22 protein-coding genes and 1 pseudogene are annotated in these 20,319 nt (G+C 62.5%); 12 read left to right on the top strand and 11 right to left on the bottom strand.

Annotated features, from left to right (window positions below):
* Window positions 1-94 precede the first annotated feature (94 nt).
* From dnaK to VK804_RS25455, 8 genes are all read left to right on the top strand, one after another.
* Complete coding sequence (dnaK, locus tag VK804_RS25490) at window positions 95-1,996, top strand: molecular chaperone DnaK (protein WP_325375355.1); 1,902 nt, start codon at window positions 95-97, stop codon at window positions 1,994-1,996.
* A 142-nt stretch (window positions 1,997-2,138) separates the two neighbouring features.
* Window positions 2,139-3,272 (top strand): molecular chaperone DnaJ, encoded by a 1,134-nt coding sequence (gene dnaJ / locus VK804_RS25485; protein ID WP_325375354.1) that lies wholly within the window; start codon window positions 2,139-2,141, stop codon window positions 3,270-3,272.
* Between the two features lie 118 nt (window positions 3,273-3,390).
* Entirely contained in the window at window positions 3,391-3,993 is a 603-nt protein-coding gene (locus VK804_RS25480) for a class I SAM-dependent methyltransferase (RefSeq protein ID WP_325375352.1), read from the top strand.
* A gap of 45 nt (window positions 3,994-4,038) precedes the next feature.
* Window positions 4,039-4,617: an NAD(P)H-dependent oxidoreductase gene (locus tag VK804_RS25475; protein WP_325375351.1), complete on the top strand. Its 579-nt coding sequence runs from the start codon at window positions 4,039-4,041 to the stop codon at window positions 4,615-4,617.
* Between the two features lie 6 nt (window positions 4,618-4,623).
* A complete protein-coding gene (gene pyrF / locus VK804_RS25470) occupies window positions 4,624-5,334 on the top strand; it encodes an orotidine-5'-phosphate decarboxylase (RefSeq protein ID WP_325375350.1) in 711 nt (236 codons plus the stop codon).
* 23 nt (window positions 5,335-5,357) lie between these two features.
* Window positions 5,358-5,660: a DUF1330 domain-containing protein gene (locus VK804_RS25465; RefSeq protein WP_325375348.1), complete on the top strand. Its 303-nt coding sequence runs from the start codon at window positions 5,358-5,360 to the stop codon at window positions 5,658-5,660.
* A 187-nt stretch (window positions 5,661-5,847) separates the two neighbouring features.
* Window positions 5,848-6,663 carry a 4-hydroxy-tetrahydrodipicolinate reductase gene (gene dapB / locus VK804_RS25460; RefSeq protein WP_325375347.1) on the top strand — a complete coding sequence of 272 codons (816 nt, stop codon included), beginning with the start codon at window positions 5,848-5,850 and terminating at the stop codon, window positions 6,661-6,663.
* Window positions 6,664-6,737: 74 nt separating this feature from the next.
* On the top strand, window positions 6,738-7,361 hold the full coding sequence (locus tag VK804_RS25455) for a 2,3-bisphosphoglycerate-dependent phosphoglycerate mutase (RefSeq protein ID WP_325375346.1): 624 nt from the start codon (window positions 6,738-6,740) through the stop codon (window positions 7,359-7,361).
* Window positions 7,362-7,569: 208 nt separating this feature from the next.
* Here VK804_RS25455 and VK804_RS25450 read toward each other — a convergent pair whose 3' ends face one another.
* Window positions 7,570-8,466 (bottom strand): bifunctional helix-turn-helix domain-containing protein/methylated-DNA--[protein]-cysteine S-methyltransferase, encoded by an 897-nt coding sequence (locus tag VK804_RS25450; protein ID WP_325375367.1) that lies wholly within the window; start codon window positions 8,464-8,466, stop codon window positions 7,570-7,572.
* A 57-nt stretch (window positions 8,467-8,523) separates the two neighbouring features.
* The gene (locus VK804_RS25445) at window positions 8,524-9,039 is read right to left on the bottom strand and encodes a DUF2244 domain-containing protein (protein WP_325375344.1); all 516 of its coding nucleotides are present in this window, start codon (window positions 9,037-9,039) and stop codon (window positions 8,524-8,526) included.
* On the opposite strand from VK804_RS25445, the gene nth reads away from it, so the two are divergent.
* Both nth and VK804_RS25435 read left to right on the top strand, forming a co-directional pair.
* On the top strand, window positions 9,038-9,805 hold the full coding sequence (gene nth / locus VK804_RS25440) for an endonuclease III (protein WP_325375365.1): 768 nt from the start codon (window positions 9,038-9,040) through the stop codon (window positions 9,803-9,805). The two genes, VK804_RS25445 and nth, sit on opposite strands and share 2 nt — an antisense overlap.
* A gap of 151 nt (window positions 9,806-9,956) precedes the next feature.
* The gene (locus VK804_RS25435) at window positions 9,957-11,165 is read left to right on the top strand and encodes an ABC transporter substrate-binding protein (protein ID WP_325375343.1); all 1,209 of its coding nucleotides are present in this window, start codon (window positions 9,957-9,959) and stop codon (window positions 11,163-11,165) included.
* Between the two features lie 229 nt (window positions 11,166-11,394).
* Here VK804_RS25435 and VK804_RS25430 read toward each other — a convergent pair whose 3' ends face one another.
* The 9 genes from VK804_RS25430 to VK804_RS25390 all read right to left on the bottom strand — a co-directional run bounded on the left by VK804_RS25430 (window position 11,395) and on the right by VK804_RS25390 (window position 18,761).
* On the bottom strand, window positions 11,395-12,147 hold the full coding sequence (locus VK804_RS25430) for a sulfate transporter family protein (RefSeq protein WP_325375342.1): 753 nt from the start codon (window positions 12,145-12,147) through the stop codon (window positions 11,395-11,397).
* A gap of 174 nt (window positions 12,148-12,321) precedes the next feature.
* On the bottom strand, window positions 12,322-12,804 hold the full coding sequence (locus VK804_RS25425) for a hypothetical protein (protein WP_325375340.1): 483 nt from the start codon (window positions 12,802-12,804) through the stop codon (window positions 12,322-12,324).
* A gap of 53 nt (window positions 12,805-12,857) precedes the next feature.
* Window positions 12,858-13,502 carry a Crp/Fnr family transcriptional regulator gene (locus VK804_RS25420; RefSeq protein ID WP_325375363.1) on the bottom strand — a complete coding sequence of 215 codons (645 nt, stop codon included), beginning with the start codon at window positions 13,500-13,502 and terminating at the stop codon, window positions 12,858-12,860.
* Between the two features lie 206 nt (window positions 13,503-13,708).
* Window positions 13,709-14,500 (bottom strand): c-type cytochrome, encoded by a 792-nt coding sequence (locus VK804_RS25415; protein WP_325375339.1) that lies wholly within the window; start codon window positions 14,498-14,500, stop codon window positions 13,709-13,711.
* Window positions 14,497-16,122: a b(o/a)3-type cytochrome-c oxidase subunit 1 gene (locus VK804_RS25410; protein ID WP_325375337.1), complete on the bottom strand. Its 1,626-nt coding sequence runs from the start codon at window positions 16,120-16,122 to the stop codon at window positions 14,497-14,499. The genes VK804_RS25415 and VK804_RS25410 overlap by 4 nt, the downstream gene beginning before the upstream one ends.
* Window positions 16,112-16,675, bottom strand: a complete 564-nt coding sequence (locus VK804_RS25405; RefSeq protein ID WP_325375336.1) for a cytochrome C oxidase subunit II — start codon at window positions 16,673-16,675, stop codon at window positions 16,112-16,114. Before VK804_RS25405 ends, VK804_RS25410 begins: the two co-directional genes overlap by 11 nt.
* Complete coding sequence (locus tag VK804_RS25400) at window positions 16,672-16,851, bottom strand: hypothetical protein (RefSeq protein ID WP_325375369.1); 180 nt, start codon at window positions 16,849-16,851, stop codon at window positions 16,672-16,674. Before VK804_RS25400 ends, VK804_RS25405 begins: the two co-directional genes overlap by 4 nt.
* Before the next feature lie 7 nt (window positions 16,852-16,858).
* Window positions 16,859-18,139 (bottom strand): c-type cytochrome, encoded by a 1,281-nt coding sequence (locus tag VK804_RS25395; RefSeq protein WP_414642843.1) that lies wholly within the window; start codon window positions 18,137-18,139, stop codon window positions 16,859-16,861.
* Between the two features lie 10 nt (window positions 18,140-18,149).
* Window positions 18,150-18,761 (bottom strand): c-type cytochrome, encoded by a 612-nt coding sequence (locus VK804_RS25390; protein WP_414642844.1) that lies wholly within the window; start codon window positions 18,759-18,761, stop codon window positions 18,150-18,152.
* 363 nt (window positions 18,762-19,124) lie between these two features.
* Between VK804_RS25390 and VK804_RS25385 the strand changes: the two genes are divergently transcribed.
* The gene (locus VK804_RS25385) at window positions 19,125-19,853 is read left to right on the top strand and encodes a CBS domain-containing protein (protein WP_325375357.1); all 729 of its coding nucleotides are present in this window, start codon (window positions 19,125-19,127) and stop codon (window positions 19,851-19,853) included.
* 97 nt (window positions 19,854-19,950) lie between these two features.
* A pseudogene (locus VK804_RS25380) lies at window positions 19,951-20,319 on the top strand (GNAT family N-acetyltransferase); the annotation flags it as partial.

Below are 20,319 nucleotides of genomic sequence, written 5' to 3'. Positions count from 1 at the left end.
TCGCAATATCGCGAGCATTTGATCGTCTGGGGGTTTGGATTGGTGCGCCGTCAGGGCCCAGCCAACCTGCCGCAAAAAGAAGGATATGAGGACCATGGGAAAGGTCATTGGGATCGATCTCGGCACCACGAATTCGTGCGTCGCCGTAATGGATGGCAAGACAGCAAAAGTCATCGAAAACGCGGAGGGCATGCGGACGACGCCGTCGATCGTCGCCTTCAGCGATGATGGCGAACGCCTGGTCGGTCAGCCGGCCAAGCGCCAGGCGGTGACCAATCCCGAACGCACCTTCTTCGCGGTCAAGCGCCTGGTCGGCCGCCGCTACGACGACCCGATGGTCGAGAAGGACAAGAAGCTCGTCCCCTACAAGATCATCAAGGCCTCCAATGGCGACGCCTGGGTCGAGGCCGACGGCAAGTCCTACTCGCCCTCCCAGATCTCCGCCTTCATCCTGCAGAAGATGAAAGAGACCGCGGAGGCCCATCTCGGCCAGAAGGTCGATCAGGCCGTCATCACGGTTCCCGCCTATTTCAACGACGCCCAGCGCCAGGCCACCAAGGACGCCGGCAAGATCGCCGGCCTTGAAGTGCTGCGCATCATCAACGAGCCGACCGCGGCAGCGCTCGCCTACGGTCTGGACAAGACCAAGTCCGGCACCATCGCGGTGTACGACCTCGGCGGCGGCACCTTCGATATTTCAATTCTGGAAATCGGCGACGGCGTGTTCGAGGTGAAGTCGACCAATGGCGACACCTTCCTGGGCGGCGAAGACTTCGACATGCGGCTGGTCAGCTATCTGGCCGACGAGTTCCAGAAGGAGCAGGGCATCAACCTGCGCAACGACAAGCTGGCCCTGCAGCGCCTGAAAGAGGCCGCCGAAAAGGCCAAGATCGAGTTGTCCTCCACCACGCAGACCGAAATCAATCTGCCGTTCATCACCGCAGATCAGACCGGACCGAAGCATCTGACGATGAAGCTGACGCGCGCCAAGTTCGAGGCGCTGGTCGACGATCTGATCCAGAAGACCATCGAGCCCTGCCGCAAGGCGCTGAAGGATGCAGGCCTGACCGCTGGCGAGATCGGCGAAGTGGTGCTGGTCGGCGGCATGACCCGCATGCCGAAGGTCCAGGAAGTGGTGAAGCAGTTGTTCGGCAAGGAGCCGCACAAGGGCGTCAATCCGGACGAAGTCGTCGCCATCGGTGCGGCGATCCAGGCCGGCGTGCTGCAGGGCGATGTCAAGGACGTGCTGCTGCTCGACGTCACGCCGCTTTCGCTCGGCATCGAGACGCTGGGCGGCGTGTTCACCCGCATCATCGACCGCAACACCACGATCCCGACCAAGAAGAGCCAGGTGTTCTCGACCGCCGAGGACAACCAGAACGCCGTCACCATCCGCGTGTTCCAGGGCGAGCGCGAAATGGCGGCCGACAACAAGGTGCTCGGCCAGTTCGACCTGATGGGCATTCCCCCCGCCCCGCGCGGCATGCCGCAGATCGAGGTCACCTTCGACATCGACGCCAACGGCATCGTCAACGTCTCGGCCAAGGACAAGGCCACCGGCAAGGAGCAGCAGATCCGCATCCAGGCCTCCGGCGGCCTGTCGGAAGCCGACATCCAGAAGATGGTCAAGGACGCCGAGGCCAACGCCGCGGAGGACAAGAAGCGCCGCGAGGCGGTCGACGCCAAGAACCATGCCGACGGGCTGGTGCATACCACCGAGAAGGCGCTGGCCGAGCACGGCTCGAAGATCGCCGAGACCGAGCGCCGCGCCATCGAGGACGCCGTCAGCGACCTCAAGGAAGCGCTGAAGGGCGACGATGCCGAGGCGATCAAGGCCAAGACCAACACGCTGGCGCAGGCTTCCATGAAGCTCGGCGAGGCGATGTACAAGCAGGCGGCCGAGAGCGACGCGGCCAAGGATGCCGCCAAGGATGACGTGGTCGACGCGGAATTCACCGAGGTCGACGACGACAAGAACAACAAGAAATCTGCTTAAACGGCGGGTATCGTGACCCTCATTCTGAAGAGCACGCCGGGTTGCGTCTCCAAGAATGGGGGTCATTTTTCTTTAAGCCGAAGGCTGCATTCTTAAGGGGCGGTCCTTCGGCGTAAGGACGAAGATCGGGCGGATTTGACTTATGTCCACCACCAAGCGCTGCTACTACGAAACGCTTGAAGTCGAGCGGAACGCGGATGAAGGTAAACTCAAGGCGGCCTTCCGCAAGCTCGCCATGAAATGGCACCCGGACAAGAATCCGGGCGATGCGACCTCCGAGATACGCTTCAAGGAAATCAACGAAGCCTACGAAGTCCTGAAGGACGGCGACAAGCGCGCCGCCTATGACCGCTTCGGCCACGCCGCCTTCGAGCAGGGCATGGGTGGTGCCGGCGGTCCCGGCTTCGGCGCCGGCTTTGCCTCGTCCTTCTCCGATATTTTCGAAGACCTGTTCGGCATGGCCGGCCAGCGCGGCCGCGGCGGGCGCGAGCGTGGCCAGGACCTGCGCTACAACATGGAAATCACGCTGGAGGAAGCCTTCCAGGGCAAGACCGCCCAGATCGAGATTCCGGTGTCGGTGACCTGCGAATCCTGTTCGGGCACCGGCGCCAAGGCCGGCACCAAACCGAAAACCTGCTCGACCTGCGGCGGCGCCGGACGGGTGCGGCAGGCGCAGGGCTTCTTCACCCTCGAGCGCACCTGCCCGGGCTGCCAGGGCCGCGGCCAGATGATCGAGGACCCCTGCCCGTCCTGTGTCGGCTCCGGACGGGTGACGCGCGAGCGCACGCTATCGGTCAACATCCCGCAAGGCGTCGAAGACGGCACGCGCATCCGGCTCGCCGGCGAGGGCGAGGCCGGCGTCCGCGGCGGACCATCGGGCGATCTCTATATTTTCCTGTCGCTGGCCGCTCACGAATTCTTCCAGCGCGATGGCGCCGATCTGCACTGCCGGGTTCCGATCTCGATGGTGACGGCGGCGCTCGGTGGCGAATTCGAGGTGCCGACCATCGAAAAGGGCAAGACCAAGGTGAAAATCCCTTCCGGCACCCAGTCCGGCCGGCGCTTTCGCATCGCGTCAAAGGGCATGCCGGTGCTCCGGTCGCGGCAGACCGGCGACATGTACGTCCAGGTCGTGGTCGAAACGCCCCAGAATCTCACCAAGCGACAGCAGGAATTGCTGGCCGAGTTCGAGAAACTGTCGTCCGGCGCAACCCAGCCCGAAGCGGCGGGTTTCTTCACCAAGGTCAAGGACTTCTTCGGTAACCGCGCCAGCTGAGAGGCCGCGCCGGAGTGCGCCCGGCTTGACCGTATCGCCTGCGACCTATACGTCTTTACGACTATATGACTGATTTCTGACAGTCCCCCGCTGATTGCGGTCCCGCCTGGTAGTGACAATGCCTTTGCAATCGTCCGTGCGTGCGTTGAAAAAGCCTCTCCGTCTCGACGATGAGGTTCGTTTTCTCCGTTCGTGGATCGAGAAGCCGCTGCATATGGGCGCGGTGATGCCCTCGGGGCGGCTGTTGGCCCGCACCATGGCGCAGTATGTCGACATCAAGTCCACCGGGCCCGTCGTCGAACTCGGCCCCGGCACCGGCGCGATCACCTCGGCGTTGCTCGATCGCGGCATCGATCAGAAGCGGCTGGTGCTGGTGGAATACAATCCCTCCTTCTGCGCGCTGTTGCGCGACCGCTATCCGCACGCCCGGGTGGTGCAGGGCGATGCCTATTCGCTGCGCGATTCGCTGCGCAACGTGCTGAGCGGCCCGGCGTCCGCCGTGGTCTCCGGCCTGCCGCTGGTGACCAAACCGATGCTGACGCGGCTGAAGCTGATCCGCGAGGCCTTCTCGGCGCTGGCGCCCGGCGCCCCGTTCGTGCAGTTCACCTATTCGGTGGCGCCGCCGATCCCGAAATCGCTGCCCGGCGTGTCCACAGAAGCTTCCGAGCGGATCTGGATGAACCTTCCGCCGGCCCGTGTCTGGGTGTATCGCAAAGATTAACCCGCCCGGCGCATTCGCCGGGTGTTCCAGCCCCGAATGCGTCTGATGTCCGCGCTGAAAATCCTGGTGATCCCCGGTTCGCTGCGCACCGGCTCGCTCAATGCGAGGCTGGCCGCCACCGCCGCGTACGAATTCGCGCTGCTGGGTGCCGACGTCACCCGCATCTCGCTCGCCGACTTTCCGCTGCCGATCTATGACGGCGACCTGCAGAACAAATCCGGCGTGCCGAAACACGCCGTCAATCTCAAGCGCATGATCGGAACCCACCATGGCGTCTTGATCGTGACGCCGGAATACAATTCCTCGGTGCCGCCTCTGGTCAAGAATGCCATCGACTGGGTGAGTCGGGTACAAGATGCGCACGAAACCCGCGGCCAGGTATTTCGCGAACGCCCGTTTGCGATTGCCGCGGCCTCCGAAGGCCGGCTCGGCGGCACCCGCGCGCTGGCGGCATTGCGGCTGATCCTCTCCGCCTGCCGCGCCACCGTCATTCCCAACCAGTTCGCGCTGTCATTCGCCGACGCCGCCTATGATGATATGGACCGGCTGAAACATCCGGCCGATATCGAGGCGATGGGAGCACTGGCGAAGCAATTGATCGACGTTTCGCAACGCATGATGTGAGGTGACATGCAGCCTTCCAAAATCGCTCCCAAAGACCGGCTGATCGTGGCGCTCGACCTTTCGAGCGCGGAGGCCGCGGAAGCGATGGTCGCGCGGCTGGGCGATGCCGTGACGTTCTACAAGATCGGCTACCAGCTCGGTTATGCCGGCGGTCTGCCGCTGGTGCGAAAGCTCACTGATGCCGGCAAGAAGGTGTTCCTCGATCTGAAGCTGCATGACATCGGCAATACCGTGGCGCGCGGGGTCGAGAGCGTGGCCAGGCTGGGCGCAACCTTCCTCACCGTGCACGCCTATCCGCAGACCATGAAGGCCGCGGCAGAGGCGCGCGCCGGATCGAGCCTGAAACTGCTCGCCGTCACCGTTCTGACCTCCTATGACGACGGCGACCTCCATGCGGCCGGCTACCGGCTCGGCGTCGCCGATCTGGTCGAGGCCAGAGCCCAGCAGGCGCAGGTGCTCGGCGTCGATGGTCTGGTCTGCTCGCCCGAGGAGGCGGCTTCGCTGCACAAGATCGTCGGGCATCAGATGGTGCTGGTGACGCCGGGCATCCGCCCGGCGGGCTCGGCCACCGGCGACCAGAAGCGCATCATGACGCCGTCGCGCGCGATTTCAGCCGGTGCGGATTATCTCGTGGTCGGGCGCCCCGTGCTGGAAGCTGCCGATCCCAGGGCGGCCGCGGACGCCATCCAGGCGGAGATCAAGCAGGCGCTGGGTTGAAGAGAAAAACGGGAGAGACGCAAATGGCAAAGGCCTACTGGATCGCACGCATCGACGTTCACAACATGGATGGCTACAAGGAATATGTCGCGCAGAACGGCGCGGTGTTTCATAAATTCGGCGCCAAATTCCTGGTGCGCGGCGGCAAGCACGAGGCCAAGGAGGGTTCGTCGCGGTCGCGCAACGTGGTGCTGGAATTCAAGGATTATGAAACGGCGCTCGCCTGCTACAATTCTCCGGAATATGCCCGGCTGGTCGCGATCCGCTCGCCCCATGCCGAGAGCGATCTGGTGATCATCGAGGGTTATGACGGGGTGCAGCCTTAGGAGTACGGCGAACAGCATCAATCTGTCCCTCATGGCCGGGCTTGTCCCGGCCATCCACGTCTTACTTTCCCCGATGTTTGCCAAGACGTGGATGCCCGGGACGAGCCCGGGCATGACGGGCGGAGAGAGGCGGGGCGTTGCCGGAACTGCCTGCCGCAGCTATACCGCCAGGGCGAGGTACCAAACCATGTCCGAGATGCGATTGATCGTTGCGGGGGCCGGCGGCCGGATGGGACGCGCGCTGACGCGCGTCATCTCGGAAACGCCGGGCGCGGTGCTGGCCGGCGCGCTGGAAGCGCCCGGTTCCGAACTTTTGGGCAAAGACGCCGGCGTGCTCGCAGGTCTGCCGGAGAACGGGATAAAGCTGTCGGCCGATCTCTGGTCGATGACCGCGAACGCCGACGGCATTCTGGATTTCACCGTGCCGGCCGCGACCATTGCCAATGTCGCGATCGCCGCCGAGCGCGGGCTGGTCCACATCATCGGCACCACCGGGCTGTCGTCGTCGGACGAGGCCGTGATCCGGAGCGTCACCTCGCGCGCCACCGTGGTCAAATCGGGCAATATGAGCCTCGGCGTCAATTTGCTGGCGGCGCTGGTCAAGCGCGTGGCGCAGGCGCTGGACGAGAGTTTCGATATCGAGATCGTGGAAATCCATCACCGCGGCAAGATCGACGCGCCGTCGGGCACCGCCCTGATGCTGGGCCAGGCCGCCGCCGCCGGCCGCGGCATTTCCCTCGAAGAACGTTCGGCGCGCGGCCGCGACGGCGTCACCGGCGCGCGCAAATCGGGCGACATCGGCTTTGCGTCGCTGCGCGGCGGCACCGCCACCGGCGACCACAGCGTGATCTTCGCCGGTGCGATGGAGCGCATCGAGCTCACCCACCGCGCCGAGGACCGCACCATGTTCGCGCAAGGCGCGATCAAGGCGGCGCTTTGGGCGCGCGACAAGAAGCCCGGATTTTATTCGATGGCCGACGTGCTCGGGCTGAGTGACTTCTAGAACATGATCCGGAAAAGTGGGAACCGGTTTTCCGAACAGGTCATGTTCAAAAAAGAGGCAACGGAAACAAGAAAATGAGCGACCGCCTTCTCGTGCTCGTGCGCCACGGCCAGAGCGAATGGAATTTGAAAAATCTCTTCACGGGATGGAAGGATCCCGATCTCACCGAGGTCGGGATTGCCGAGGCCAAGGATGCCGGCCGCAAGTTGAAGGCGCAGGGTTTTGAGTTCGACATCGCCTTCACCTCGGTGCTCAAGCGCGCGCAGCACACGCTCGACCTGACGCTCGCCGAGCTCGGGCAGACCGGCATTCCGATCAGGCGCGACCTCGCGCTCAACGAACGCGATTACGGCGATCTCTCGGGCCTGAACAAGGACGACGCCCGCAAGAAGTGGGGCGAGGAGCAGGTCCATATCTGGCGGCGTTCCTACGACGTGCCGCCGCCCGGCGGCGAAAGCCTGAAGGATACGCTGGCGCGGACGCTGCCCTATTACGTGCAGGAGATTCAGCCCTGCGTGCTGCGCGGCGAGCGCACGCTGGTCGCCGCCCACGGCAATTCGCTGCGCGCGCTGATCATGGTGCTGGAAAAACTGTCGCCGAAGCAAATTCTGGCGCGCGAACTCGCCACCGGCGTGCCGATCATCTATCGGCTGAATGCGGATTCCACGGTGGCTTCCAAGCTCGATCTGGCGGCGTGATTCGTAGGGTGGGCAAAGGCGCACTTGCGCCGTGCCCACCATCCCTCGAACAACAAAGCGCTTGCGGTGGGCACGGCGCGAAGAGCGCCTTTGCCCACCCTACGAACTTCTGTCGTCATTCCGGGGCGATGCGAAGCATCGAACCCGGAATCTCGAGATTCCGGGTCTGGTCCTTCGGACCATCCCGGAATGACGATGGATGGTTTTTCTAATGCATCCCGACCTGCCCGGCTTCCCAGCCGAGCATCGCCTGCTTGCGGGTGATGCCCCAGTGGTAGCCGGTCAGCGCGCCGCTCTTGCCGAGTGCACGATGGCAGGGCACCACGAAGGAGACCGGGTTTCTGCCGACCGCCGCACCCACCGCGCGCGAGGCTTTCGGGCTTTTGATCTTGCTTGCGATGTCGGAATAAGACACCGCGCGGCCCATCGGGATCTTCAGCAGCGTCTCCCACACCCGCACCTCGAAATCGGTGCCGATCAGGACCACGCGCAGCGGCTGGTCCGGGCGCCACATCTCCTTGTCGAAGATGCGCTGCGCCAGCGCCGCGGTGCCGTCGCGATCCTCGACATAAGCAGCGCGCGGCCAGCGCCGCTGCATGTCGGCGAGCGCGGCCTGCTCGCCGCCGGGATCGGCAAACGCCAGCCCGGCGAGCCCGCGGCCGCTGGCGATCACGATGGCCGTGCCGAAGGGCGAGGGATGGAAGCCGTAAGCCATGGTCATGCCGGCGCCGCCGTTCTTCCATTCGCCCGGCGACATCGCCTCATGGGTGACGAACAGATCGTGCAGCCGTCCTGGGCCCGACAGCCCGGAGTCGAGCGCTGCGTCGAGCACGCTGGCGGAATCGCGCAATAGGCCCTTGGCGTGGTCGAGCGTCAGCGCCTGCATGAAGGCTTTTGGCGTCAGTCCCGCCCAGCGGCGGAACAGGTGGTGCAGCTCATCCGGCGTCACCGAGGCCGCTTCCGCCATCGCCTCGATGGTCGGCTGCGCGCGCCAGTGCTCGGAGATGAAGGCAATCGCCCGGCGCACCGAATCATAGTCGCGGAGCGCGGCGTTCTGGGGTCCCGGTTTTGAGAGGCGGTGCTCATTCATGGCGAGGTTCATCATGGGTCTGATGTAGGACGAAGCCAGTATCCAAACCACCCGATTTCCGATCAGATTTCATCAGACCGGATTATAGCTCGGGCCGCGCCGGGCGGCCTGGAGTGCAGCCGTCAAGGCCTTGGCAAAGCTCGCTTTTTCGTCAGCGCCCAGAAAACCTGCAATGGCGACGCGGCGGCCTTTGGAGCGCAGATAGAGTTTCTCGACGCCAAATTCGGCATGGGTCTCCTGATCGAGCTGCACCCACAGCGGATTGAATTTGAATTCGACTATATGGCCGCGATGGTTGACTCGGCGCAGCCGCAGTTCCGACGGCGTGATCCGGATTTCCTCGCGCGCCCTGGCGCGGCGGAAATTGATCCGGAAGGCCCAATAGATCGCGAGCACGTCGAGGCCGAAAAAGCCGAACACCGGCCAGGCGCCCATCAATAGAAACGCAATCCCGGTAGCAAAGCTGACCACGCTGAGGAACGCCATCACAAGCAGGAAGCCGGTGCGGTTCAGCGAACGGTGCGGCGTCAGGAGCGCCGAGAAAATCTCCGGCTGGGCGTCCGGATCAAAATCGTTGCCTGCGGTCATGGCGTGTCAGTATACCCGCATCATGGCGAAAATCACCCGCAAGTCCCAGTCGACCGGAAAACCCTCTGCCGCAAAACGCGCCAAAAAATCTCCCAAGCGCGCCGCGACCAAGCCGGCCAAAAAGCCAAAACCGTGGACGCCTGCCGAGGTCCGCGAGGCGTTCAGCCGATTCCGGAAAGCCAATCCGGAACCGAAGGGCGAACTGGAACATCTCAACCCCTATACGCTGCTGGTCGCGGTGGTGCTGTCGGCGCAGGCGACCGATGCCGGCGTCAACAAGGCGACGCGCGCGCTGTTTGCGGTGGCCGATACGCCGCAAAAGATGCTCGCGCTCGGCGAGGACAAGGTGCGCGACTACATCAGGACCATCGGGCTGTACCGCAACAAGGCGAAGAACGTGATCGCGCTGTCGAAAAAGCTGATCGCCGATTTCGGCGGCCAGGTGCCGAAGACGCGCACCGAGATCGAATCGCTGCCGGGCGCCGGGCGCAAGACCGCCAATGTCGTGCTCAACATGGCCTTCGGCGAACGCACCATGGCGGTCGACACCCATGTGTTCCGCGTCGCCAACCGCACCGGGCTCGCGCCCGGCAAGACGCCGCTGGAAGTGGAACTTGGACTGGAGCGCGTGATCCCCCCGGAGTTCATGCTGCATGCGCATCACTGGCTGATCCTGCACGGCCGCTACACCTGTCTGGCGCGAAAACCGCGCTGCGAGGTATGCCTGATCAACGATCTCTGCCGCTGGCCGGAAAAGACGGTTTAGTTTTTGGGCGTGCGCCCACCAGCCGATAGGAGGCCACGCATTTGCACCTAACGTCTCGGACGCCGCGAGCTTGTCTGCGATCAAAGCCGGACATAGGGTTGCGCGCCAAGGTCCGGAACAAGGACCGAAAAAATTTGCCGGGAGGAATGCCGTGCGATACCCGTCTGCGCTTGTCTCGTCTCTCGTCATCTTTTTCCTCGCGGCGCCCGCCGCGCTTGCACAGGTCTCCGACGATGTCGTCCGAATCGGCGTCCTCAACGACCAATCCAGTCTGTATGCCGATGCCGGAGGTCCGGGTTCGGTGGTCGCAGCCAGGATGGCGGTCGAGGATGCCGGCGGCAGCGTGTTGGGCAAGCCCGTCGAGATCGTGTTCGCCGACCACCAGAACAAGGCCGACATCGGGGCCACCATCGCGCGCCAATGGTTCGAGGTCGGCAAGGTGGACATGGCGATCGGATTCGACAATTCCGCGGTGGCGCTCGCGGTCGAGCAGCTGGCCGCGGAGAAAAACCGGATCGCGATTGCGGGGGCGGTCGGCAGTACCGCGTTTACCGGCAAGGCATGCACGCCGACCGAAGCGTCCTGGATTTACGACAGCTACGCGCTGACCACGAGCTTGGCCAAATCCATCGTGGCGGAAGGACGCGACACCTGGTTCTTCATCACGGTCGACTATGCCTTCGGCCATTCGCTGGAAGCCGACGCGACCGCGGCCGTTCAGGCCGCCGGCGGCAAGGTGCTCGGCAGCGTGCGCCATCCGCTGAACACGTCCGATTTCAGCTCCTATTTGCTGCAGGCGCAGGCATCGGGTGCCAAGGTGGTGGCCTTCGCCAATGGCGGCGGCGACATGGTCAACGCCACCAAGCAGGCGAACGAGTTCGGGCTGACGAAAACCCAGACCATGGTTTCGCTGCTGGTGACCATTGCCGATGTCCACAGCATGGAGCTTAAGGCAGCCCAGGGACTGAAATTCGTCACCGCGTTCTACTGGGATCGCAACGAGGAAACCCGCGCCTGGTCAAAACGCTTCTTCGAGCGCCAGGGCCGGATGCCGACGATGGGGCAGGCCGCCGTCTATTCGGCCGTCCGCCATTACCTTCTTGCCATTGCCGCGGCCGGCACCGACGAGGCCAAGGCGGTGATGGCCAAGATGCGCGAGATACCGGTGAACGATTTCTACGCCCGCAACGGCCACCTCCGCGAAGACGGCAGGATGGTCCACGACATGTATTTTGCGGAAGTGAAGAAACCGTCCGAATCCAGCAAGCCGTGGGATTACGACAAGATCCTGGGCGTGATCCCCGGCGATCAGGCGTTCCGTCCGCTCGCGGAGAGCGGTTGCCCGCTGGTCGCGCACTGAGTGCGATATCAAGACGCGCTAAGATGCGCTGTAAGTCTGCATCGTCGATGATCTCCGCCGCTGGCCGGAAAAGACGGTATGAGTGACGTCACGGCTTACTCCGCCGTCATCCTGAGGTGCGAGCGCAGCGAGCCTCGAAGGATGTGTTGTGGCCCATCCTTCGAGGCCCGCGCGTTGCGCGGGCACCTCAGGATGACGGTGCCGTTGCTGCCTGCGGTGTCGTTGCTGCCTAAGCCACCGGCACGCTCGTCTTCCGCCGCGGCTCGATCAGTTCCGGCCGTGACCCGGAGAGCCGCTTGTGCATGTGAACCATGAAGGCCATGCCGAACAGCGGCGTTGCCAGGTTGAGAAGCGGGATCGACACGAAGGCTGCGATGATCAGCCCGGCGGTGAAGATCACCGCCGCATTTTCCTTGCGCATCGCCTTGGCTTCCGCCGGCGGGCGGAAGCGCATCGCGGCGAGCTCGAAATATTCACGTCCCAATAGCCACGCGGTGGCAATGAAGAAGCCGAGGAAGCCGATGCCGGCGAACAACACGAAGGGCAGCGCGATCAGATAGACCAGGATCGTCAGAGCTGCGGTCTTTATGCCCTCGGTCATTGCGATGCCGAACGGCAGCGCGGTGCCCGGGCGCTCGGCCGGATAATATTCTGTTTCGACATGGTCTGCGACCTCGTCGACGAACAGGCTCGCCACCAGCGAGGTGATCGCGGGCATCAGGAACACCGCGCCGAAGACCACGCCGAGGCCGGCGGCGATCGACACGATCCAGGCCAGCACATTGAGCGGCGTCTGAAAACCCGGACCCAGCATCGCCGCGAGCCAGCCTTCGCCCGAGGTTGCGAGCCAGCTCAACAGCCGTTGCAGGCCGATCGCCAGCACCGTGATCAACACCAGCGCCAGCCCGATCGAGCGCCACAGGATGGAACGCATCGGCGGCGACAGGATTTGCGAAAGCGCCTTGACGGCGGCGTCCAGCATGATGGTCCTATCCTCTGAGAAACCCTCGCGAGAGGTAGCCATGCGCACCCGCTTCGGCTCGCTACCTTCGGGCTCACGCTCGTCGTGAATCTGACGGCAGCAATCATAGCAGGATACCTTCTGGCAGCCGTGTTCGCAATATTCGACCGTGCGAGCCCGAAGGAGGATGACTGATCATCCGGGAATGACGAACGGCCTGAAATAAGGTTCCTCATTCGCGAAGCTAAGCGACGACTCGATGGCTTCTTCCCAAAGATCGTCGGTCGCAACGCCATTGGCTTCCAGTCTTTGCACAAGCGCGCTCACGGCAGCGGCCGATGCATCCGCAAGTCTGTCAATTCCGGAAGCTCGGCTGCCCATCGTATTCATGAACGGCCGCAGCGCCTCGACCGCTTCAGCGGGCGAGAGGCTGCGAGCCCCATGAAGGATATGAAGAACACCGTTGACCAGTTGCGGCAACTGCGCGTCACCGTCTGGCCGTGCATTGGCACGCAAGGCTTCTCCAATCGCTTCATGAGCCTGATTGATAGCCGCCGCTCGACTCACCGCTTCGCCGCTGATTCTGACCCTATCTTCGTTGCCGATCAAAATCCGCCAATGCCATGAAGAACCTCCGGCTGACTCGATTGCAGTGTACTCGACGCCACAATAATTCATGACTACTGTCTCCTTCGCCTGTGACTTTGCAATGTCGCTCGTGAAAACGGGCTCTACTCGCGTTCTTTGATTTGAGGCTTGTCGCGAAGGACTGCGTCCAGCAGTGAACGGTGAACTTCAATTTTCCCGTTGTAGCTGATCAGGCCTTTTTTGCGGAAGTTGTTCATAAAGAAACTTACCCGAGATCGAGTCGTACCGATCATTTCGGCCAATGTTGCCTGACTGAGGGTGACCGGTACAGGGTGAGGGCTGCCCTCTTTTCCGAACTCCGCAAGAAGCAAGAGAAGGCGAGCGAGCCGTCTTTCGCTCGAATTGAAAAGTTGGTCGATCAAATCGTCTTCGATACGACTATTGCGGGACAATAGAAATGCCACAAAGAACGCGGAAAAGGTTGGTTCCGCATCGAGTGTCGCAATCATGGTAGCTTTTGATATCGATGTGAGTAGACATTCCTCCATCGCATGAGCTGTCGCAGTTCGCAGCTCTGCTCCGTCAAGACATACTTCACCAAAAAACTGCCCTGGCGTTAGAATCCCGATGACTGCTTCTTTGCCGTGATCGGACAATACCGTGACCTTGACTCGTCCTTTCTGGATGTAAAAGACGGTCCGAGCGGTCTCCCCCTGGGAGAAAATTGTCTCGTTTTTCTGATAATTCCTTGTCACTCTTCCTGTGCCTGCTTGGCCCAGAAACACCATGGGATTAAATGACGAACTCGATGGTTGATTGTGAGGCGAAGTCACGGTGTCGGTCCCTGATTAGGCGGGAGCACAACACTCTCAGTCACCGGTAAAAGCTGAGGACGGCGCGATGATATGCCTTAACAGACAAGCAGGTGATAAGTTCCACTGCTGCCGGTTGAAGAGAGCTGGCGCCCAAAAAAGCAACTGGTCCAGCTGTCAAATCAGGGCCGGCTCGCGTAATAGCGTGCAGCCTCGTCGATCTCGCTGCCCGTCATCTGCCGCGCGATGTTTCGCATCTGCTCGCTGATATCGTTGCGCCGCGTGCCGGTCGCGAAGGCCTGGAGCTGCGCCTTGATATAGACGGCGGACTGCCCGTCGAGCCAGGGCGCGCCGAGCTTGGCGTCGTTGATCCCGTGGCAGGAAGAGCAGGCCGGAACGTTACGCATCGGCGCGCCGGGGGCAACGATCTGCGGAGCGATCGCGACCGGGTCGGGATGGGATCCGGGCTGACGCGGCAGATAGGAATAATAGGCGGCGAGATCGAGCATGTCCTGTTCGCCGAGTTTGACCGCGAACGGCCCCATGATGACGTTCGTCCTTGCCCCAGCCTTGAAATCCCGCAGCTGCTTATAGATAGCCGCGGCCGGTTGGCCTTCAAGATTTGGCGTATCGACTTGGCCTTGCCGGTTCGATCCATGGCAGATCGCGCATTGCATCGCGAGCGTGGCACCCCTGCCGACCGAACGCGCGTCGGGCGCGCCGAACATCTGCGAATTCATGACGACATTCGAGGTGACGACAGGCGGCTTCGGCGTCGGCGAGTCGGAGGTCACACGCGGAACGCCGGCTGCGCTGCAGATGGCGTCCCACAGGCCCGCGAACGGCGCATTTGTCGTGGCATACGGCAGGATGACAAACCCGGCGACGAGAGAAAGCACCACCATCGCACCGGCGATGCCAATGGCGGCGCCGAACCATGGGTTCTTGAAAGTGAAAAGCCGTTCCGTGCTCATCGGGTGGCTCCGACATAGACGGCAGGAACGGCGTTGCCACTCAGCGCCAGCAACTGTGCGATTGGATATCCGTAATTGACGACGGTCAGGCCGATCATCAGCGTCAGCCAAAGCGCAAAGCCATTGAGCGCAACGGGCACGCGTGCGGGCTGATGGACGGCGACGCTGAAACGATAAATGCCCGGATCTGATTGCGGTGCCCGATGGCCGCGAATGAGGACGGCAAAGAACAAGCCGGCCGAAATCAGCAACAGCAGCCCGCCGAACACCGAGATCGAAACCGAAAGCGCCTCCGGCGCGATGGCCGGATTGCCGTAGTCATAGGATGCCATGCGGCGCGGCATGCCGAGAATGCCGACATAGTGCCACGGAAACGTGGTCACGATCATGCCGACGAACCACAGCCACAACTGCGCCTTCATCAGGCCGATGCTGTTCAGCGCGCGTCCGGTCAAATGCGGCCAGAGGTCGTAGGCGATCGCGAAATACATGATGACGATCGCGCCGGCGAAGATCAGGTGGAAGTGCCCGGTGATCCATTGGGTGTTGTGGATGCTGGCGTCAAGCTGGTAGCTCATGTTGATCAGGCCGCCGGCGCCGCCGAATCCCAGCATCACGAACGAGAAGGTAACCGCCAGCATCATCGGGTTGCCCCACGGCAGCGCGGCGACCCAGCCAAACGGGCCCTTGCCGCCGCGCAGCCGGCCGGCGAGTTCGGCGGACGCGCAGATTGTGAAGATCGTCACCAGCGTGGGCAGCGCCACCAGCGCCGTGAAGACCGATTGAATGAACTTGAAGCCGGCGCCGACTTGTGGATCAGCAAACAGATGATGCACGCCGATCGGCATCGCCACCACGACGAACAGGATGAAGGCGATGCGGGCCATGGCGTCGCTATACAGGCGCCCGCCAATGGCGCGGGGAAAGATCGTGTAGTAGGCGATATAGGTCGGCATTAGCCAGAAATAGACGATGGCGTGCAGCGTCCAGGAGAAGAATACGCGCGACAGGCCGGCATCGATCGTGGCCTTAAGGCCGAGCGCCACGGGAAGGATCAGGACGATCACCTCGATCGCCGCGCCGACCGCGGTCCAGCCCCACAGATAAGCGCCGGCGACGTTGGCGAACATCGCGAGCGGGACCGGCTTGCCGGGATTGTCGCGTTTCCATGCCGCCATATTGATCGACATCAGCGCGACCCAGATCCAGGACCCGACAACCACTAGCACGACGCCGATGTAAAAGAACGGATTGGCGATCATCGGCGGATAGAAGGTGTAGAGGATCGAAGCGAGACCCAGCGACACCGGGATCATCGCGGTGACGGCGCCAATCGCGACCAGCGCGAGACCGGTCCAGGCCCAGCGTCTGCCGATCAGCGGTTTCTGCAAGGCGAATTCGGTGATGGCATAGCCGAATCCCATCGCGATCAGGGTGGGGAACACGTATCCCATCGCCGATCCGTGCGCCGTTACCGAGCGGTAATAGAGTTCGGAGTTGTTGATCCACGGGTTCAGCGGGCTGCGGGCGAACATCTGCCATTCGCCTAGCAGCAGTGCGAGGCCAAACACCGCGAAGGCCAGCCAGAAATGCGCGAGCACGAGCCGCTTGCTATTCAACACAGGTCAGCCTCCCCTTGTCGGCTGCCATCTTGAAGAACGTGGCCTTCTCGATCACCTTGACCTTGGCCCACATGCCTTCATGGCCCATGCCGCAGAACTCCTGACAGGGCATGGGATGTTCGCCCGGCGTGTCGAATTTTGCCGGCAGTACCGATATGTAGCCCGGCACCAGCATCGTATTGATATTGGTGTGATCGATCAGGAAGCCGTGGACGACGTCGGCGCTCGTGGCCCTGAAGCTGATGGGTGTGCCGGTGGGCACAAGAATGCATTGCGGCGTGAATGAAAACTGCTGGCCGACGGCACGGACCGTTACGGAGCCGTCGGCCTCGACGGCGCTGCCGAGATTGCTCTCGATGAATTCGCCAGAAATGTGCAAGGTCTGCGGATTGGCCGTTTCCACCCGGGCCTGCGGCATTGTCGCCCGATGGATACCGGCGAAGATCGCCATCCCGACCAGCAGGCCGACGATTCCGGCCGACATGATGGTCCATCGCCGTTCGGTGCGGGCCGCGACAAGGGCGCCTTCGTCGTGATCGGAGGCGGAGGTCATTGCACCGAACCCCGTGGCAGGAACACCATGAAATAGAAAGCAAACCAAAGGGCGACCACGATCGCGGTCGCAATGCCTGCGATCACGATGGCGCCTCTCGGACCCGACCGCACGATCTCGTCGATCCTGGCGTCCTCGGTTTCAGGTGACGATGGGGCATCCTCGGATATGATCATGATGTCCTCACTGCAGCGGTGCCGAGCGCAGCGCGTTGGCTTCGCGCGCGGAAACCGCGGCTCCATGGTTGCCCCAGGAAACACGGATATAGGTCACGACGGCTGCAACTTCGTCATCCGAGAGCGACTGGGCGAAAGGCGGCATGCCATGAGGCATCGGGTTGCCGGCCGTGCCCGGCGGATAACCGCCATTGAGGACCATCCGCACCGGATTGACCGCCGAGGACATCTGGATCGATTGATTGCCGGCGAGCGGCGGATAGTGCGGCAGTTTGCCGAACCCCTTTTCACCGTGACAGCTGGCGCATTTGTCGGCGTAGACGGTCTGACCCAGCCGCAGCAAGAGGCTGCTTTCCTCCGCGGATGTCGTGGCGCGCGGCGCGTCCGGCACCGAATGCTCGGCAAGACTCTTGAGATAGACGGCCATCGCGCGCGTGTCGGCTTCCGTCATGTATTGCAGGCTGTTGTAGGTGACATCGGCCATCGGACCGTAGACGGCGCCGCGGTTCGAAATTCCCGTCCGCAGCAGATTGGAAATGTCATCGATGCTCCAGTCACCGAGACCGCCTTCCTTGCTGGACGTCAGCGACGGCGCGTACCAGTTCTGCATTGGGATCAGCCCGCCCTCGAAGGCCGCCGATTCCGAACTGCCGCCGAGCGCGTTGATCGCGCTGTGGCACATCGCGCAGTGGCCGAGGCCCTGCACCAGATAGGCGCCGCGATTCCACTCGTCGGACCTGGTCGAATCCGGTCTGTATTCGCCTTCGGTGAAGAACAGCGTCCGCCAGCCGATGATGAGGGAGCGGTTGTTGTAGGGAAACTTCAACTCATGCGGCTTGTTCGGAAGTTTCACCGGCGGAACGGACTGCATGAACGCGAAGATCGCATCGCTGTCGGCGCGCGTGATCTTGGTGTAGGAGCCGAACGGCATCGCGGGATACAGCAGGCCGCCATCCGGAGAGCGCCCGGTGTGCATCATCGAATAGAACTGGTCGGCGGTCCATTTGCCGATGCCGGTGTCGGGATCGGGTGTCACATTCGAGGTGTAGAGCGTGCCGAACGGCGTCGGCATGGCGCGGCCGCCTGCGAACAGCTTGCCGCCCGGCGCCGTATGGCAGGCGACACAGTCGCCGGCTTGGGCGAGATATTCTCCGCGTGCGACGATGGCCGACTTGTCCACGGTCGCGGTTTGGCTCTGGGCCGATGCGGGAGGCGCGGCCAACATGAATAGCGCGAGCGATCCGACCGCAGCCGTATAAATGTGCTTCAGGAAGTGCGGCGTTGTCATGGCTCGCCCCTCAGTTCGGTTCGCTGCCGCACGACAGCGGCATCGGCAATGAGCCATGCGGCACCGGTGCGGGGTTTGCGGCCATCGGGCGCGACGAAAGCCACGCGGTCAGCGCCTTGACGTCATCCTCGGTCAGATGTCCGGCAACGATCTGCATGCAATCCGGAGCCGCCGCGGTACGTGTGCCGTAGCGCCATGCGCCGAGTTGCGCACTGATGTAGTTGGTGCGAAGTCCGAGCAATCCGGGGATCGCCGGCTCCATGCCGGTAAAGGACGGACCGTGGCAATTTGCGCAGGCGGGAATCTCATGGGCGGGATCGCCCTTCGTCGCCAGCATTTCGCCGCGGGCCAGGATGGCGCTGCTCACCGTCGGCGTCGCGGGTAACGGGAACGGGGGCTGCTCCGAAGCGAAATAGTCCGCCATCGCCTTGAGGTAGGGGTCGGGCAGGAATTCGAGAAGGTAATTCATTGGCGGGTATTTGCGCCGCCCGTCGCGAAACGCGATCAATTGATTGTAGAGGTAGCCCGCCGGCTTGCCGGCAAGTCTCGGGAAATAATCGTCGTTGGTACCCTGTCCCTTGTCGCCGTGGCAGGAGGCGCAGGCCAGCACGCGGGCGGCCATGGTGTCCGGTGCCCGCTCGGCCGATTGCGCGTGCGCGCTACCGTAAGAAACGGCGAACAGGATCGTGGAAAGCAGCGACAATTGAAAACGAGTCGTCACGGGTGTTATCTCCTGCTGGACGACTCATAGAGGCTAACGCGTAGCTCACATCCTGGCGGCAGATGTCACCTACACGGATGATGGTGAACGCTACCGCCGATGCCGGACTGAGGAGTGAGCAATATTGCTCACATTGCGCGCGTTGTTCGGACCGGAGCGTTGAGGACCTTATCACCGGCTTTGGCGTTGACATCAAGCAATCCGGCTTTGCCTGCGAATCCCCCACGCCTTGAAGCAGCTCAATCCCGTTCAGGAGATCGTAAAATGCGCGCGCATCAGATCATGACACGGCGGGTCATCACCGTCGCCAGCGGTGCCGCTGTCCTCGAAGCAGCCAACACCATGCTGCAGAATCACATCAGCGGACTTCCGGTCCTCGACGAAGCCGGAAAGCTGGTCGGCATTGTTTCGCAAGGCGATTTCATCCGGCGCGCGGAGATCGGAACCCAGCGAAAGCGCGGCCGCTGGCTGAAATTCCTGCTCGGCCCGGGCAAGGCAGCATCCGACTTCGTGCGCGAACGGGGCCGCAAGGTCGCCGAGATCATGACGGCGGATCCCTGCACCGTGACAGAGGATGCGACGCTCGAAGCCATTGTCGAACTGATGGAGCGCAACAACGTCAAACGGTTGCCGGTCGTGCGCGGAGACAGGCTGGTCGGCATCGTGACCCGCACCAATCTGCTTTCTGCCGTTGCCGGATTGGCTCGCGACGTCCCGGATCCGACGGCCGACGACGACCATATTCGCAGCCGTATCATCGCATCCATCGAGAAGGCCGACTGGGCGCCGTTCGGGCTCGGCGTCATTGTGCTCAACGGCGTCGTTCATCTCAGCGGCGTGATCACCAATGAAAACTCCAGGCAGGCCGCCATCGTCGCGGCGGAGAATGTTTCCGGGGTCAGTCAGGTTCACGATCACCTGTGCTGGGTCGAGCCGATGTCGGGAATGTACCTGAACTCCACGGAAGACGAGGATCTGCTGCCGGCGCATTGATTTTCTGCGCCTGTCCTCGAGGCGCACGAGGCGCAATAGTGCTGCCAATGTCGGCTTTGGTGCAGGAATGCCAATTGTTCGATCGACCTATCTGAAGTGGCAACGGCATCTTGTTCTCGGGGATGGCTGGCAGATATTTGCCCGGCCGATCAGACCGGATGATGAGGGTCTGATTCGCGGCCTTCTGGCGCATGTGAGCAAGGAAGATTTGCGGCTTCGCTTCTTTGATTCCATCAAGGAATTCTCGGATCAATTCATCGCTGGATTGACGCAAATCGATTATGCGCGCGCGATGGCGTTTGTCGCATTTGATGAAGCGAGCAACGATATCCTCGGCGTCGTCAGGGTCCATTTCGATAAAACCAAGGAGACCGGCGAATATGCCATCCTGCTGCGATCGGATCTCAAAGGCAGGGGCCTGGGCTGGGCCCTGATGCAACTGATCATCGAGTACGCGAAATCCCAA

It is taken from the genome of Bradyrhizobium sp. (assembly GCF_035484855.1).
Lineage (GTDB): Bacteria > Pseudomonadota > Alphaproteobacteria > Rhizobiales > Xanthobacteraceae > Bradyrhizobium.
The sequence above is the reverse complement of the archived record's forward strand: the minus strand, read 5'-3'. Positions and strand labels throughout refer to the sequence as shown.

Excerpts from the sequence above, each read along its gene's own strand:
- dnaK (WP_325375355.1), top strand. The coding sequence starts at position 95 with ATGGGAAAGGTCATTGGGATCGATCTCGGCACCACGAATTCGTGCGTC.
- dnaJ (WP_325375354.1), top strand. The coding sequence starts at position 2,139 with ATGTCCACCACCAAGCGCTGCTACTACGAAACGCTTGAAGTCGAGCGG.
- VK804_RS25480 (WP_325375352.1), top strand. The coding sequence starts at position 3,391 with ATGCCTTTGCAATCGTCCGTGCGTGCGTTGAAAAAGCCTCTCCGTCTC.
- VK804_RS25475 (WP_325375351.1), top strand. The coding sequence starts at position 4,039 with ATGTCCGCGCTGAAAATCCTGGTGATCCCCGGTTCGCTGCGCACCGGC.
- pyrF (WP_325375350.1), top strand. The coding sequence starts at position 4,624 with ATGCAGCCTTCCAAAATCGCTCCCAAAGACCGGCTGATCGTGGCGCTC.
- VK804_RS25465 (WP_325375348.1), top strand. The coding sequence starts at position 5,358 with ATGGCAAAGGCCTACTGGATCGCACGCATCGACGTTCACAACATGGAT.
- dapB (WP_325375347.1), top strand. The coding sequence starts at position 5,848 with ATGTCCGAGATGCGATTGATCGTTGCGGGGGCCGGCGGCCGGATGGGA.
- VK804_RS25455 (WP_325375346.1), top strand. The coding sequence starts at position 6,738 with ATGAGCGACCGCCTTCTCGTGCTCGTGCGCCACGGCCAGAGCGAATGG.
- VK804_RS25450 (WP_325375367.1), bottom strand. The coding sequence starts at position 8,466 with ATGATGAACCTCGCCATGAATGAGCACCGCCTCTCAAAACCGGGACCC.
- nth (WP_325375365.1), top strand. The coding sequence starts at position 9,038 with ATGGCGTGTCAGTATACCCGCATCATGGCGAAAATCACCCGCAAGTCC.
- VK804_RS25445 (WP_325375344.1), bottom strand. The coding sequence starts at position 9,039 with ATGACCGCAGGCAACGATTTTGATCCGGACGCCCAGCCGGAGATTTTC.
- VK804_RS25430 (WP_325375342.1), bottom strand. The coding sequence starts at position 12,147 with ATGCTGGACGCCGCCGTCAAGGCGCTTTCGCAAATCCTGTCGCCGCCG.
- VK804_RS25425 (WP_325375340.1), bottom strand. The coding sequence starts at position 12,804 with ATGAATTATTGTGGCGTCGAGTACACTGCAATCGAGTCAGCCGGAGGT.
- VK804_RS25420 (WP_325375363.1), bottom strand. The coding sequence starts at position 13,502 with ATGGTGTTTCTGGGCCAAGCAGGCACAGGAAGAGTGACAAGGAATTAT.
- VK804_RS25415 (WP_325375339.1), bottom strand. The coding sequence starts at position 14,500 with ATGAGCACGGAACGGCTTTTCACTTTCAAGAACCCATGGTTCGGCGCC.
- VK804_RS25405 (WP_325375336.1), bottom strand. The coding sequence starts at position 16,675 with ATGACCTCCGCCTCCGATCACGACGAAGGCGCCCTTGTCGCGGCCCGC.
- VK804_RS25400 (WP_325375369.1), bottom strand. The coding sequence starts at position 16,851 with ATGATCATATCCGAGGATGCCCCATCGTCACCTGAAACCGAGGACGCC.
- VK804_RS25395 (WP_414642843.1), bottom strand. The coding sequence starts at position 18,139 with ATGACAACGCCGCACTTCCTGAAGCACATTTATACGGCTGCGGTCGGA.
- VK804_RS25390 (WP_414642844.1), bottom strand. The coding sequence starts at position 18,761 with ATGGCCGCCCGCGTGCTGGCCTGCGCCTCCTGCCACGGCGACAAGGGA.
- VK804_RS25385 (WP_325375357.1), top strand. The coding sequence starts at position 19,125 with ATGCGCGCGCATCAGATCATGACACGGCGGGTCATCACCGTCGCCAGC.